Genomic DNA, 13023 nt, shown 5'->3' on the forward strand with positions numbered 1-13023 from the left:
AGCGCAAGGCCATCTTCAACAAACCAGCATCATATTATCTGAAAAGGGGGTCCCTCTTCGACGCCGATCGGGGGTCCCTTTTGAACGCCGTTTGACACCAGAGCTTCCACCGAGAACGCTCAGCACTGTCTCGCGGCTCGCCTGTAGCATTCGGATGTCAGGCTTTGCGCTCGAAACCGCCAAACGGCCCAGCAACATATCCCGTAACTCCGGGCCGGGATCAGCGGCCGGAAGCAGAAAGCGCTCGCCGCGAAGATCCGTCCAGTGAACCACGTCGCGTTCTGCAAGCGGATGCGACAACGGCAGCGCGGCCAACATCCGCTCGCTCCAAAGCGACTCGCAGCGGAACCCGTTATGGCCGGCGGCACCCATGAGGATCGCAATGTCGATCTCACCTGTATCAAGGCCGGCGAGCAGGACGCTGCGGTCCGCTTCGACGCATCCGACTTCGACATCGGGGTGCGCGTCGCACCAACTCATCATCGTTGCCCGCAGATTGCCGGCGGAAACCGAGCTGTTATGCCCCAGCACGAGACCACCTGCGCGGCCTTGGCCGGCTGCCCGCATCATCGCCACGAGCTTCTCGGCCGTTGCCACCATTGGTTTCGCGCCGCGAATGAATGCGTTTCCTGCCAGCGTCGTTGTTACGCCGGCGCGCGAGCGTTCAAAGATCGGCATTCCGATGGAGCGCTCCAACTTCAGGATGGCGCGGCTCAGCGTCGATTGCTCGACATCCAGCGCGCGCGCAGCCCTGTAGAAGCTGCCGTGATCTGCCGCCGCAATGGCGTAACGAAGCTGGCGGATGTCAAACGACATCATCCCGCTCGCTACTCTTGAATCGCGGCAGCGGCGCGTCGCGCGATGCCTTGAACAGCACGATGCCCGCTTCGAGCCGGTCCAGAATGAAATGGTCCTTGCTGGCTTTGGCGGATTTGATGTCCGCCTTCGAAAACACCGACAGCGACACCGCACAGCGATTTCCCAACTCACGAGCGATGATCGCCTTCGCACGGCACCACCGCGTTTCGTCGGCATAGAGCGTATGATTGACGACGACCCAGAACTCGTAATCCGAGAAATAGAGCGAGGCTTTGTCCTCGTACCAAGTGCGCCGGGCATAGGGTCCAATGAGCACGATCTTCAGGATCTCGCCGAGCACAGGAGCTGCCACACCCTCGAATGAAGCGGCCGCACGCAGGATGCGCGTGATACGCTCGATCTCCTGTTGCTTTCTCCGGATGAGGTGCCCGACGCGGGCCATGACCACCTCGCGCGCATAGACATCCTCGATAAACTGGTCCTGGCCGGTCATTCTTTGCACCTCATTTTGCCGGTTTACGAATTCCGGAAATTGAGCGGCACAAGCCCATGTCTAGCAATCCAGCTAAACAGAGGGGTACTGATCAGGTCAGGTAGTTGAGGCTTACATAACCGTCCCGAGCGGCGGCGAGCACGAGCTGACTTCGGGTCTTCACGCCATAACGGCTGCGGGCGCCCTCGACGTATTCGTGGATTGTGCTGGGGCTGAGACCAAGAATTTTCCCCATTTCCCACTCGGTTTTTCCGGCGGCGATCAGCCGAAGACAGTCGATCTGGCGCGGACTGAGGGGCGCGCCATGAGCTTTGACCGCTCGGCCCTCAATCATCTCGCGTCCCCTCTGAAAGACGATGCCGCCGATGAGCTGCGCCGAGATCGCCTCGGCGTATGTGAAAGGCCGGTCTTTTCGGCGGGCTACGCTGAAGAAGGCTCCACGCTCTCCCGGAATCCGGAAGGGCACGGTGTAGCCCGCATTAAGCCCGTGAGCTCGGCCGCGCTCCAGAACCGAGAGCTGGGCCTGCGTAGGGGCAATCATTTCGCGGATGCGCTCCCAGCAAAGGCCGGTGGGGCTCCGGATGCTGGCGGCATGAACCGGATCATTACGATACAACCGACCGCTGATGACTTCGTCCACCCAAGAAGACGGATAGTTGGTCATCATCAAGCAACCGGGTCGGTCCTTTCCAAGGTCGCCGTCGTCGACGAGTGCAAACCAAGGAAATCCGAATGATCGGATTGCCGCGTCGACCACCGTAGTTAGCTGCGCGTCGGTCTGGGCCGTTTCACATGCCTTTTGGACTTCCTCAAAGTCTCTAAGCTGTGCAGAGTCCAAGGCTTGAGCCATGAGCAATCCTACTCGATAATTTGCTGTTTTTTCAAGCCTCAAGGCCGCTTACCGTGGCAGTTTAGTGGTCGCGCATCAGTATGCTCTCCGCGCGCGGTTAATATGAGCGATGGCCTTGGACATACGCCGCTGGACCGCTTTTTCGCTGAGACCTTCTTGGTTGGCGATTTCCTTGTAGCTTGTGCCATCCCGACGATGGGCGAGGAAAACCGACCGGGACTTTTGTGACAATCGGGCGAGCGAGGCTTCGAGCCGTTCGAGTTGATCGCGCGCCTCAAGAGCGGCAATTGGATCGTTCCCCGCAAGCGGCACCTCGTCAGCCGGAATGTGATAGGCCATCCGACGGCGTGCCGCGACCCTGGCTCTCTCCCGAAGCAGGTTTAAGGCAATCGTGCTCAGGTAGGCTTCCGGTCGTTCGATCGCTGTTTCAGGTCTTTTTTCGCGTGCGCCTGCCAGCCGGATAAAACAGTCCTGAACGAGATCGGCTGCGTCCTGCCGCGCCCCGTGGCGCGCGAAGAAACGAAACAGTCGGCGGGAATGAATGCGATGAAGTTCTTCGAGCCCGATTGGCGAAGATGTCGGCCTGTTCTCACTGGATAGTGGACGGGCGGTATCGCCGGCCAAAGGCGCTGGTTGGCTCGGGGTGTGGACCATCATCGCGCTCCAAATCGCGCCGTCGGCGATCTCCGGCGGCAATTCGGTCGAAGTAGAAAATGTCGAGGCGATACGGGCAATCCCTCCGAACAGAGGGATTAGCGGTTCGAACCGCCTGCCTTGCGTACGCGCTGGAAATTGAGTCTGAGTTCGCTTCCACCGAAGAGTGGACGGTTCAAATCCGCGCCTCAACCGCGATATCGCAGCGCTTCGGCCAGCAAGGCACGTCACGAGGCATTTACGAACGATCTAATCCTGGTCAGCCATAGCTCCGCGGTGCGCGGCGAAATATATTCGCTATGTTTGTTCGGCGTGTCGCCGCGCATACTTATACGCCTAGGCCGTATGGGCTCCGATGAAGGAAAAATCGAAATCTCAAATCGTAGAGCCGTCGGTGGCCGGTGGTAAAAAGCTCGAATCGTGTGGGGTGGAATGTCAGCTTAGCGCCCCATTTTTCGCCGTTCGGGAAGGTGGCCGACCACCCACCTGCAGAGCCTTACGCGGCACCTTCGAATTCGAGATTTGTCGCCACCATGCGCCCGTCACGCCCTTCCTTCAGATCGAAAATCCAGCGCTGGCCCTTTTCGACCTCGGCGACCCCGACCTTCTGGACCTCGGAGACATGCAGGAAGACCTTGGGCTGCTTGTCGTCGCGCGAGATGAAGCCCCAGCTGCCTTCGGGGCCGACATATCTGACCGTTCCTGCTGGCATGGACCGCGCTATCCTTCCTTCGCGCATTCGATGCAGGTGGTAACGGCGGGGTTATGCTCCAAGCGCGCCGGCGCAATATCATCGCCGCATTTCACGCAGTAGCCGAACTCGTCTTCGTCGATCCGGCGCAGCGCCGCATCTATGGCCGATCGCTCCGACTGTCGACGGCGCCCTTGGGCCAGAGCCATTGCCTGCACCTGCATTGCGTCGATGCGCGAAAGCCTGCCCACGCTGTCTTGGTCGAGCGCGACCGGCGCTCGGTCTGCTGCGGACAGTCGGTCCTCGGCCACGAGTTCCTCGCGCCGGGCGAGGAGCTTCTGGCGAACGCGAGTGAGGTCGAGCGCCACGTTACCGCACGAGCAGCACCGGCACGTGGGTCGTGCGGATCATGGTCGTCGTGGTGCTGCCGACGATCAGAGTGCGGATTGGCGAATGGCCATACGCTCCCATGACCAGCATCGCGCCGGGCGTCTGCTCGACAATCTTGGCGATCACGGTTTCCGGCTTACCACGTTCGAGGGTCGTGGTGACGTCGCGTTCTGCCCCAAGGCGCGATGCGGCATCATTCAGCGAACGACGGTGCGCTTCGTTGTCCGTGTCAGCCATGACGATTTTGACGGGCATCCCAGTGAAGAGCGTGGATTCGACCAGTCGACCCAGCGCCCGCTCGGCGGCCGGGCTGGCATCATAGGCAAACACGATGCTGCGCGGTTCGGAATAGTCGCGCGAGGCGACCAGCACCGGCTTGGTACTGGCACGCACAACGCGCTCGAGCTTCGAACCGATATGGCCGCTCGCGAACTCGTGGGATGCACCGCGCTTGCCGATGACGACGACGCGCGCGCCTTCTTCGCGTTCCAGGATCGTCTCGACGATACCACCATGGCGGTGCAGCGTGCGCACATCGAACGCACCACCTTCACGTAGGCGCTTTTCACCAGCGGCCAGCAGCAGTCGGCCGCGTTCTACCTTCAGCTTGGCATCGGCTGCTTCCAGCGTGACCAGTTCTTCCATCAGGCTGGACTTGACCCCGAGGCCGATGGCCCCGGACAGGTCGCCGCGCGCGGCCACGGCATCGCTGCGTTGGACTACATGAAGCAGCTCGACCGGCATTTGCAGGCGGTTGGAAGCCCAGGCGGCAAGATCGCAGACGCTGTCGGCGTAGCTGGATGCGTCGATACAGGCGAGGACGTGTTCCATCGTCATAATCCTCTCAGTGCGCGCCGAGTTGCGCTTCGGCACCCGGCTTGTCGTGGATGGCGTAGCGGTCGACCATAGAAGCGCTGGCTTCGTTGAGTCCGATGACGCTCACTTCGGTGCCTTCGCGGCGAAACTTCAGGATCGCCTTGTCGAGCGTTCCAACCGCGGAGATGTCCCAGAAGTGAGCTTGTGACACGTCGATCACGACACGGTCGAGAACCTCCTTGAAGTCGAAGGCCCCCACGAAGCTTTCTGATGACGCGAAGAAAACCTGCCCCGACACCTTGTATAGGCGAGCAAGACCGTCCGCCGAAAGCTCGGATTCCACCGTGAAGATGCGCTTCACCTTGCTGGCGAAGAACAGGCCCGACAGGATCACGCCGGCCAGCACGCCCTGCGCCAGGTCATGCGTCCACACCACGATCACCACGGTGACCACCATGACCACCGACGACTGCCAGGGATGATGGCGAATGTCGCGAATCGATCCCCACGAGAAAGTGCCGATCGAGACCATGATCATCACGGCCACCAGCGCAGCCATGGGAATGATGGCGACCAGAGGTCCCAGAACTACGATCAGAAACAGCAGGAAGGCACCGGAGACGAAGGTCGATAGCCTGGTAAGACCACCCGATTTCACGTTGATCACCGATTGGCCAATCATCGCACAGCCGCCCATGCCACCAAGGAAGCCGGTGAAGAAGTTGGCGATGCCTTGCCCCTTCATTTCGCGCTGCTTGTTCGATGGCGTGTCGGTCAGGTCGTCGACGATCTGCGCCGTCATCATCGATTCCAGCAAGCCGACGGCGGCCATGGTCAGCGAGTAAGGCAGGATGATCTGCAGCGTTTCGAGCGTAAACGGCACATTTGGGATCAGCCAGGCCGGCAGTGAAGACGGCAGCTCGCCCATGTCGCCGACCGTGCGGACATCGAAGCCGGTGTAGAAGACCAGCGCCGTGATGACGATGATCGCGACCAGCGGTGATGGCACCGCCTTGGTGAGGTACGGAAACAGGTAGATGATCGCCAGACCGCCGGCGACCAAGGCATAGGTCAGCATCGGCACGCCGGTCAGCTCGGGCAACTGTGCCATGAAGATCAGGATGGCCAGCGCGTTCACGAAGCCGGTGATGACCGAACGCGACACATATTGCATCAGGACGTTCAGCCGCAGGAAGCCGGCAATCAGCTGGATCACGCCCATCAGGATCGTGGCCGCGAACAGATAATCGACGCCATGGTCGCGGATCAGCGGGAGTACCAGCACGGCAATCGCCGCAGTCGCGGCCGAGATCATTCCCGGACGGCCCCCGACCAGCGAAATGATGACGGCGATGGAGAACGAGGCGTAGAGGCCGACACGCGGATCGACCCCGGCGATGATCGAGAAGCCGATGGCTTCGGGAATGAGGGCGAGTGCAACGACGATCCCGGCAAGGATGTCGCCACGCGGGTTGGACAACCATTCGCGTTTGATGGCTTGTAGATTGAGCATGTGTGGCCTTGCTTATAAACCGATGCGACACAGCCTGGCGTCCCGCAGAAACCGGTTGGTTCGTACGCATCGCAAGTCAGACTGTGGGGCTGAAAGGTTATCCCGGGGATAGGCGCCGGGCCGAGCCACTCGGCAAAACCGAGTCCAGCGGATGGGCCGGCTGATAGTCCATTAATAATCGTGCCGCAAGTGCGAAGAGTTTCATCCTCAACCTGCCCGCCTCATGAGCAGGCGACAAAGACTTAACCGCCTCTTGGTAGCCTGAGGGCATGACTGCGTATCTCCATGAAGGCGGGTTGAAGCTTCGCCGGAAAGTCCGCGCGATCGTTGTCAACGAAGCTGGCGAGTTCCTGCTGGTGCGACCGCACGGCTACGGACAGAGCGAATGGACGCTGGCCGGCGGCGGCGTCGAACAGGGCGAGACGCTGCACGAGGCGATGCGACGCGAAATCGCCGAAGAACTGGGCGTGACGCTGGAGGACGACCTCCAAGCTTTGCCGGTCTGCAACCGCTTCATCTACAGCGTCGAGCATAAGGCCCGTCGCGCGCTCGATCATGACGGTCAGGAAGCGACAATGTTCGTGGTGCGGCTCGCTGCAGGCGTCCCTATTGCCCTGCAGGCCGAGGAAATTGCCGAAGTGCGCTGGTTCAGCCGCGCGGACGCGGCAGCGGCCTTTCCGGTGAAGAAGCAGCGAGACGTTTTTGAAGCCTGCCTCGCGGTCATCGCGGCGTGAGGTACGACGTTCGATAAGAGATCGACCTTCTTCATAGCGGCGATTCCGGAACAGCACCCCAGAGCCTTGTGCAACGTCGGCTTGGCCGCACACCCGTTTGACTGAACTAAACCCACAACAGCACTTCGACAGTTTTCGAAATATCGGTTGACCTACGAAACCTGCGCGCTTATTTCGACCCTTCTAGAAAGGTAGGGTTCATGGACGATCTCAGCGCGCAGGTCTGGGCGGTCGATGCACTCGCCGCGCTGGCGCATGAAACGCGACTGTCGGTTTTCCGCACGCTGGTGAAGGCTGGGCCGGACGGCATGATTGCCGGCGCGATTGCCGACCATCAGGGCGTGCCGCCCTCGACCATGTCGCATCACCTGGCCACGCTGGAGCGCGCTGGCCTCGTTCAGTCCGAACGCGAAAGCCGTCTGATCCATTACCGCGCCGACTTCCCCGGCATGCGTCGTCTGCTCACCTTCCTGCTGCAGGATTGCTGCCAGGGCGCACCTGAAATGTGCGGCGACCTGCTTGGCGATCTTACCTGCAACGCCGCTCGACCCTCGAACGCCTGAGGCCCGTAATGCCCGACAAGATCTACAACGTCCTTTTCCTCTGCACCGGCAACAGCGCCCGCTCGATCCTAGGCGAGGCGGTGATGAACAAGCTCGGCGCCGGCCGCTTCAAGGCGTACAGCGCCGGCAGTCAGCCCAAGGGCGAGGTCCACCCAATGGCGCTGTCGGTGCTGAACGGCATGGGCTACGATACCACCGGTATGTACTCGAAGAGCTGGAGCGAGTTCTCCAAGCCCGGTTCGCCAGAGTTCGATTTCATCTTCACCGTTTGCGACAGCGCCGCGGGCGAGACCTGCCCGGTCTGGATCGGTCATCCGATGACTGCGCACTGGGGCATAGAGGACCCGGCGGCCGTCGAGGGCGAAGGTCAGCGCGACGCATTTCTTCAGGCGCTGCGCTATCTGACGAACCGCATCTCGCTGTTCTTGACGCTGCCGATCGCCAGCATCGATGAAATGGCGATGAAGCAGAAGCTCAAAGAAATCGGCAAGGCCGAAGGCGCCAGCAGCGGAGCGAGCGCGTGACCGACATCGTAATCTACCACAACCCGGAATGCGGCACCTCGCGCAATGCGCTGGCCATGATCCGAAATGCCGGGATCGAGCCGCATGTCATTGAGTACCTGAAGACACCGCCGTCGCGCGCCATGCTCGAAAGCCTGATCCAACGGGCAGGCATCACACCGCGCGCGCTGCTGCGCGAGAAGGGCACGCCCTATGCCGAACTGGGGCTCGGCGATCCGGACCTCACCGATGTGCAACTGATCGATGCGATGATGGCACATCCCATCCTGATCAACCGCCCGCTGGTGGCCTCGCCGCTCGGCATCAAGCTATGCCGCCCCTCGGAAGAGGTGTTCGACCTCATTCCTGCGCAGCAGCGCGGCGCCTTCGCCAAGGAAGACGGCGAGCAGGTCGTCGATGCCGCCGGCAACCGCGTAGCCGGTTGAGACAGGGAAGCAGCATGACCTCGCAGTCTAAGCGCGAACGCCTGTCGTTCCTCGACCGCTATCTCACCTTGTGGATCTTCCTCGCCATGGCGCTCGGCGTCGGGCTGGGCTCGACTTTTGCGGGCCTGCCGGAGGCCATCGACAGCCTGTCGTGGGGGACCACTAATGTCCCCATTGCCATCGGCCTGACCCTGATGATGTACCCGCCGCTCGCGCGCGTGCGTTACGAGGAGTTGCCGCGCGTGTTCGAGGACAAGCGTGTGCTGGCGATCTCGCTGATCCAGAACTGGATCATCGGCCCGGTGCTGATGTTCGCGCTGGCGGTGCTATTCCTGTCCGACAAGCCGGAATACATGACCGGTCTGATCCTGATCGGCCTGGCCCGCTGCATTGCCATGGTGATCGTCTGGAACCAGCTCGCCAAGGGCGACAACCAGTATGTCGCCGCGCTGGTCGCATTCAACTCGATCTTCCAGATCCTGTTCTTCAGCGTCTATGCGTGGTTCTTCCTCGCCTTCCTGCCTCCCCTGTTCGGGTTGGAAGGCAGCGTCATCGATGTCAGTTTCTCGATGATCGCGGAAGCCGTGCTGATCTATCTTGGCATCCCGTTCCTCGCAGGATTCCTCACCCGCAGATGGCTGGCGAAGGCCAAGGGCAATGACTGGTACGAGAAAACGTTCCTGCCAAAGATCGGCCCGATCACGCTGGTCGCGCTGCTGTTCACGATCGTCGCCATGTTCAGCCTCAAGGGCAATGAGATCGTCACCCTGCCGGGCGACATCATCCGCATCGCCATTCCGCTGACGATCTATTTCGTGGTCCAGTTCACCATCAGCTTCTTCATGGGCAAGCTGATCGCCAGTGACTATCCGCGCACGACTGCCGTGGCGTTTACGGCGGCGGGCAACAACTTCGAGCTGGCGATCGCCGTCGCCATTGCGGCCTTCGGGCTGGCTTCGCCGGTCGCCTTTGCTGCGGTAATCGGCCCGCTGGTCGAGGTGCCGGTGCTAATCCTGCTGGTCAACGTCGCCTTCTGGTTCGGGCGACGCTGGTTTCCCGACAGCGTTCCGGCGGAGGCCCGCGCGTGACCGAGCCTGTCCACCAGCGCCTGCGCCCGCTTCCCGATCCCGATCTGCTACCGGCACTCAAGCCCGAATATGTTCACCGCCGCCCGGCGCTGGGCCTCGGTGAGTTCGATCCGCCACCCCGCATCTTGTTACTCTACGGTTCCTTGCGCGAGCGTTCCTATTCGAGGCTGGTGGTGGAAGAAGCCGCGCGCCTATTGCAGTACTTCGGCTGCGAAACGCGCATCTTCGATCCATCGGACCTGCCACTGCCTGATCAAGTGAAAGACGATGATCATCCTGCGGTCCACGAGTTGCGCGAACACTCGCTATGGTCGGAAGGCCAGATCTGGTGCAGCCCGGAGCGGCACGGCCAGATTAGCGGGATCATGAAGACGCAGATCGACCATCTGCCACTCGCCTACAGGGGCCTGCGCCCCACCCAGGGCCGCACGCTCGCGGTGATGCAGGTCAGCGCCGGATCGCAAAGCTTCAACAGCGTCAACACGCTGCGCATTCTGGGCCGGTGGATGCGGATGGTTACCGTCCCTAATCAATCCTCAGTGGCTAAGGCCTATGAAGAGTTCGACGAAGCCGGGCGCATGAAGCCGTCGAGCTATTACGATCGGATTGTCGACGTTGTGGAGGAACTGGTTCGTTTTACGGTGCTCCTCCGGCCGCACGCCGATCAGTTGGTCGATCGCTACTCGGAGCGTGTCGACCGGTACGAGCCGGTCTATACGCATGTTGAAGCTGCTGGGCTTGCCACTACGACTTAGACATCTGCGACCGCAAACGCTCGTGACAAGCGGGGCTCACGTCAGGTGGCGGCCGATTTGCGCCTTCATAGCATCAGAAGCACCGCCATGCGGCGCACGTCGGTGGCCGGCGCCCAGCAGCGGCTCTATAGGAGCGCAAACGGCGACACATATTGGTTATGTTTATCGTGCGCGGGGCGCCGCGCCCGGAAGGATTCGAACGCGTCCGCCGATCCACCTCAATCGTAGTGCTATAGCGTAAACGTAGTGCTCATCATGATCGGGCGTGGCCCGCCATACCGCTGTGCGCCGACGTGTCCTACCCATAAGCCGCATCGGCTACGCCAGCGTAGTGGATGTGACGGCGTCTATCGTGTGCGGCGCACTCAGCCTTAAGTCTGTACAGTTCCCCATCCAGCCCGAAGTCGTCGCCTGCTCAAGTCCAATGGTCAGTACTCTTGCCGTTACCGCGCTCAACGCAGGCCTAGGTTTTGCGCTCCACAAGACGGCAAGCCAAGACCTGTTCGCCCCAGGAGGTGGCGAATGTGTCGGAGACTACTTTCCATTGTCCTGCCGGGCTGTGCATCCCATGATGCTCGCCCATGCACGAACACTGACATTCGTCACCGGTCGCATTCCAACAAGCCGGTGCGCATTTTTCCTGCTCTCGATAAGGCTGAATGATATAAACCTTGCCGAACTTCTCGAGACACTGTCCGACCAGCGCATTAAACCAGGCTTGCGGAGTTTCCCAGAAGCGGCGCTGCTCGTCCCATTCGGGATTGGACCGACGCTCGCGCCGGATCCAAGCTCTGTTGGTGATCCCATACGGCAGACGCATCCGGAGCCGATGTCCCGGCCCCTGCCTCAGCAGGACCGGAATCTCCTTCTGATTCCAAATGCGCCGGAGTCGATCGGGCGTACCGTCGTCCAAGCCGAGCCTTTCTAATTATCCTGCGTCGAGACCAACCTCATATCATTGCCCTGCGGCCGCGGACCTCGATGCGATATGCCATCGACAAGCCGAAAGAGGATGCTCTCGAGTTCATGCGTCGGCAGATGCAACTCGGCGGCGATGTGATCCCTCGTGGTGCGTTCGCTCCATAATGCGCCCAATACTCGCGGCCAGACCACTGAGCACTCCGGTTCCAAACCCTCCGGTTCGCGGGTTCGATAGCCACGGCGAGAGATTTCGATATTGAACGTCCGGTTCTGCCACTCGCTGACAATGCCCATTTTGTTCAGCCGGTAGGTCAGTGCGGCCACCGAGACGCCCCACCGCTTTTTCGCGTGGATAAGCTCCTCTAGCCCAGTGACGTAACGGATTCGACCTGCGACATCGTCTTGCGGCATCAGGAAGTGCGACGCGAACTGGTCAGCTTCGTTTTCGGCCTGTCGGCTATCCTGCTGTTCGCCATGCCGATGCATGACCAGATGCCCCAACTCATGTGCTGCGTCGAAACGACTGCGCTCGGTCGATTTGAAGGTGTTGAGGAACACAAACGGTTGTGCATTTCGCCAACATGAAAAAGCGTCGACGGTCTTGGTGTCCTCGCAGAGCGAAAAGACGCGGACGCCCTTTGCCTCCAGCAGCTTGACCATGTTGGGAACAGGCTGCTGACCCAAGCCCCAATATTCCCGCACAGCCTGCGCGGCTGCTTCTGGTGTGGCATCCGCGCGAAGGTCGGGCACGTCAGGGGCAGGAAGATTGAATCGCTCTTCGATCCAGTCGTCGAAAAGGAACGCGATAGTGCCAGCCGACAACGCCGCGTCGCGCTCTTTGGCCGTCATGGAGGTCAGGCTGCGAAAGCTGGCCGACTGAACTGCGAGATCATCAAAGTCTCCCGCAAAGAAGAACTCGGGCGGGAAATCCAGCACTCTCGAAAGGGCGCTAAGGGTTTCCTCTTCGGGCTCATTCACACCGTTTTCCAGGCGCGAGATCGTAATTGGCGAAACGCCCACCGCGGTGGCGAGCGCGCGCGCGGTCATCTTTCGCCGTTTCCGGCTGAGAATGAGCCTACGATGGTTAAACATAGTAATCGTCAGTTCTTACGCGAAACAGACACCTCGAAATCGACTGGGGGCGCGTCGTCCGCCAGCGGGTCGGGATTATCCCAATCGCCCTTCCGCACGAGAAGGATGCGCTCGTGAAATTGATCGAACTGCTCGTCGTTGATCGCGACGGGGCATGAAAGCTCAGCGCGAACGTCGGCGCCGTCGGCATAGACGAACAGATACCATGTCGCCGCCGTGATCTCGGCCACTTCCTGCTCCCGCACCTCAGGGAAAAGGTCATATTGGCCAAGCTCGACAGCGCGTGCCGCGCCGGCTCCCTTTTTCGAAACAGCAATCGGATCGCAGATGGGATCCCCCGCACGGTCGGCATTCTGATAGACAATTTTGATGCCGATCTCGGCGTGGAAGATCGACTCGATATTGTCACGCCGGCACGTCTGCCAGCCCTGCGGCAAGAATACGCGGCGAAGATGTTCGGTGCCTGCGAGGTAGGCGAGCAGCCCGCCTGCGCTGAGCGGATGAAAGGGCGTGGCGTTGCGCCGAGCGCCGACCGCAGCGCGGACGACTTGGAGCAGCTCCGCCTTGGTCACGCGAAGCTGATCGAGGCGAGGCGCGACTTCAAATTCTTCTGCGAGGACTGCCATGACCACCCCTGTTAACTTTTCAAACCTCATTTGAGCAGAAAAAAGTTAGCACGTCAATATGGCTTGAAT

General features: G+C 60.8%; 17 protein-coding genes and 1 other annotated feature. Of the genes, 6 read left to right on the forward strand and 11 right to left on the reverse strand.

Features of this window, described 5'->3' with window-relative positions:
* Window positions 1-15 precede the first annotated feature (15 nt).
* The 8 genes from A7Q26_RS24580 to A7Q26_RS11365 all read right to left on the reverse strand — a co-directional run bounded on the left by A7Q26_RS24580 (window position 16) and on the right by A7Q26_RS11365 (window position 6226).
* Complete coding sequence (locus tag A7Q26_RS24580; protein ID WP_198162915.1) at window positions 16-816, reverse strand: LysR family transcriptional regulator; 801 nt, start codon at window positions 814-816, stop codon at window positions 16-18.
* A complete protein-coding gene (locus tag A7Q26_RS11335; protein ID WP_066859514.1) occupies window positions 806-1312 on the reverse strand; it encodes a hypothetical protein in 507 nt (168 codons plus the stop codon). Before A7Q26_RS11335 ends, A7Q26_RS24580 begins: the two co-directional genes overlap by 11 nt.
* Window positions 1313-1403: 91 nt before the next feature.
* Window positions 1404-2162 (reverse strand): helix-turn-helix transcriptional regulator, encoded by a 759-nt coding sequence (locus A7Q26_RS11340; protein ID WP_066859515.1) that lies wholly within the window; start codon window positions 2160-2162, stop codon window positions 1404-1406.
* Window positions 2163-2237: 75 nt separating this feature from the next.
* The gene (locus A7Q26_RS11345) at window positions 2238-2819 is read right to left on the reverse strand and encodes an RNA polymerase sigma factor (RefSeq protein WP_232313772.1); all 582 of its coding nucleotides are present in this window, start codon (window positions 2817-2819) and stop codon (window positions 2238-2240) included.
* A gap of 493 nt (window positions 2820-3312) precedes the next feature.
* The gene (locus tag A7Q26_RS11350; RefSeq protein WP_066859517.1) at window positions 3313-3528 is read right to left on the reverse strand and encodes a cold-shock protein; all 216 of its coding nucleotides are present in this window, start codon (window positions 3526-3528) and stop codon (window positions 3313-3315) included.
* Between the two features lie 8 nt (window positions 3529-3536).
* The gene (locus A7Q26_RS25885) at window positions 3537-3875 is read right to left on the reverse strand and encodes a TraR/DksA family transcriptional regulator (RefSeq protein WP_066859518.1); all 339 of its coding nucleotides are present in this window, start codon (window positions 3873-3875) and stop codon (window positions 3537-3539) included.
* Between the two features lies 1 nt (window position 3876).
* Complete coding sequence (locus A7Q26_RS11360; protein WP_066859808.1) at window positions 3877-4728, reverse strand: universal stress protein; 852 nt, start codon at window positions 4726-4728, stop codon at window positions 3877-3879.
* 13 nt (window positions 4729-4741) lie between these two features.
* A complete protein-coding gene (locus A7Q26_RS11365; protein ID WP_066859519.1) occupies window positions 4742-6226 on the reverse strand; it encodes a SulP family inorganic anion transporter in 1485 nt (494 codons plus the stop codon).
* Between the two features lie 95 nt (window positions 6227-6321).
* Window positions 6322-6375 (reverse strand) — a sequence feature (sul1 is cis-regulatory element that is thought to sense ions involved in sulfur or methionine metabolism; They are found in Alphaproteobacteria).
* 120 nt (window positions 6376-6495) lie between these two features.
* Between A7Q26_RS11365 and A7Q26_RS11370 the strand changes: the two genes are divergently transcribed.
* The 6 genes from A7Q26_RS11370 (at window position 6496) to arsH (ending at window position 10315) form a co-directional block, all read left to right on the forward strand.
* Entirely contained in the window at window positions 6496-6960 is a 465-nt protein-coding gene (locus A7Q26_RS11370; RefSeq protein WP_066859520.1) for an NUDIX domain-containing protein, read from the forward strand.
* 200 nt (window positions 6961-7160) lie between these two features.
* Entirely contained in the window at window positions 7161-7523 is a 363-nt protein-coding gene (locus tag A7Q26_RS11375) for an ArsR/SmtB family transcription factor (RefSeq protein WP_066859521.1), read from the forward strand.
* Window positions 7524-7531: 8 nt separating this feature from the next.
* The gene (locus A7Q26_RS11380) at window positions 7532-8047 is read left to right on the forward strand and encodes an arsenate reductase ArsC (RefSeq protein WP_066859522.1); all 516 of its coding nucleotides are present in this window, start codon (window positions 7532-7534) and stop codon (window positions 8045-8047) included.
* Window positions 8044-8472 (forward strand): arsenate reductase (glutaredoxin), encoded by a 429-nt coding sequence (arsC, locus tag A7Q26_RS11385; protein WP_066859523.1) that lies wholly within the window; start codon window positions 8044-8046, stop codon window positions 8470-8472. The genes A7Q26_RS11380 and arsC overlap by 4 nt, the downstream gene beginning before the upstream one ends.
* 14 nt (window positions 8473-8486) lie before the next feature.
* Complete coding sequence (gene arsB / locus A7Q26_RS11390) at window positions 8487-9560, forward strand: ACR3 family arsenite efflux transporter (protein WP_066859524.1); 1074 nt, start codon at window positions 8487-8489, stop codon at window positions 9558-9560.
* On the forward strand, window positions 9557-10315 hold the full coding sequence (gene arsH, locus A7Q26_RS11395) for an arsenical resistance protein ArsH (protein WP_066859525.1): 759 nt from the start codon (window positions 9557-9559) through the stop codon (window positions 10313-10315). The genes arsB and arsH overlap by 4 nt, the downstream gene beginning before the upstream one ends.
* Before the next feature lie 463 nt (window positions 10316-10778).
* Here arsH and A7Q26_RS24585 read toward each other — a convergent pair whose 3' ends face one another.
* From A7Q26_RS24585 to A7Q26_RS11405, 3 genes are read right to left on the reverse strand one after another with little or no spacing between them, the layout of a single operon-like run.
* A complete protein-coding gene (locus tag A7Q26_RS24585) occupies window positions 10779-11228 on the reverse strand; it encodes a hypothetical protein (protein WP_084439093.1) in 450 nt (149 codons plus the stop codon).
* 11 nt (window positions 11229-11239) lie between these two features.
* Entirely contained in the window at window positions 11240-12328 is a 1089-nt protein-coding gene (locus A7Q26_RS11400; protein ID WP_066859526.1) for a helix-turn-helix domain-containing protein, read from the reverse strand.
* Window positions 12329-12336: 8 nt separating this feature from the next.
* Window positions 12337-12984, reverse strand: a complete 648-nt coding sequence (locus tag A7Q26_RS11405) for a hypothetical protein (protein ID WP_157102535.1) — start codon at window positions 12982-12984, stop codon at window positions 12337-12339.
* Between the last annotated feature and the right edge of the window lie 39 nt (window positions 12985-13023).

The sequence above is a fragment of the Sphingobium sp. TCM1 genome, assembly GCF_001650725.1.
GTDB lineage: Bacteria > Pseudomonadota > Alphaproteobacteria > Sphingomonadales > Sphingomonadaceae > Sphingobium.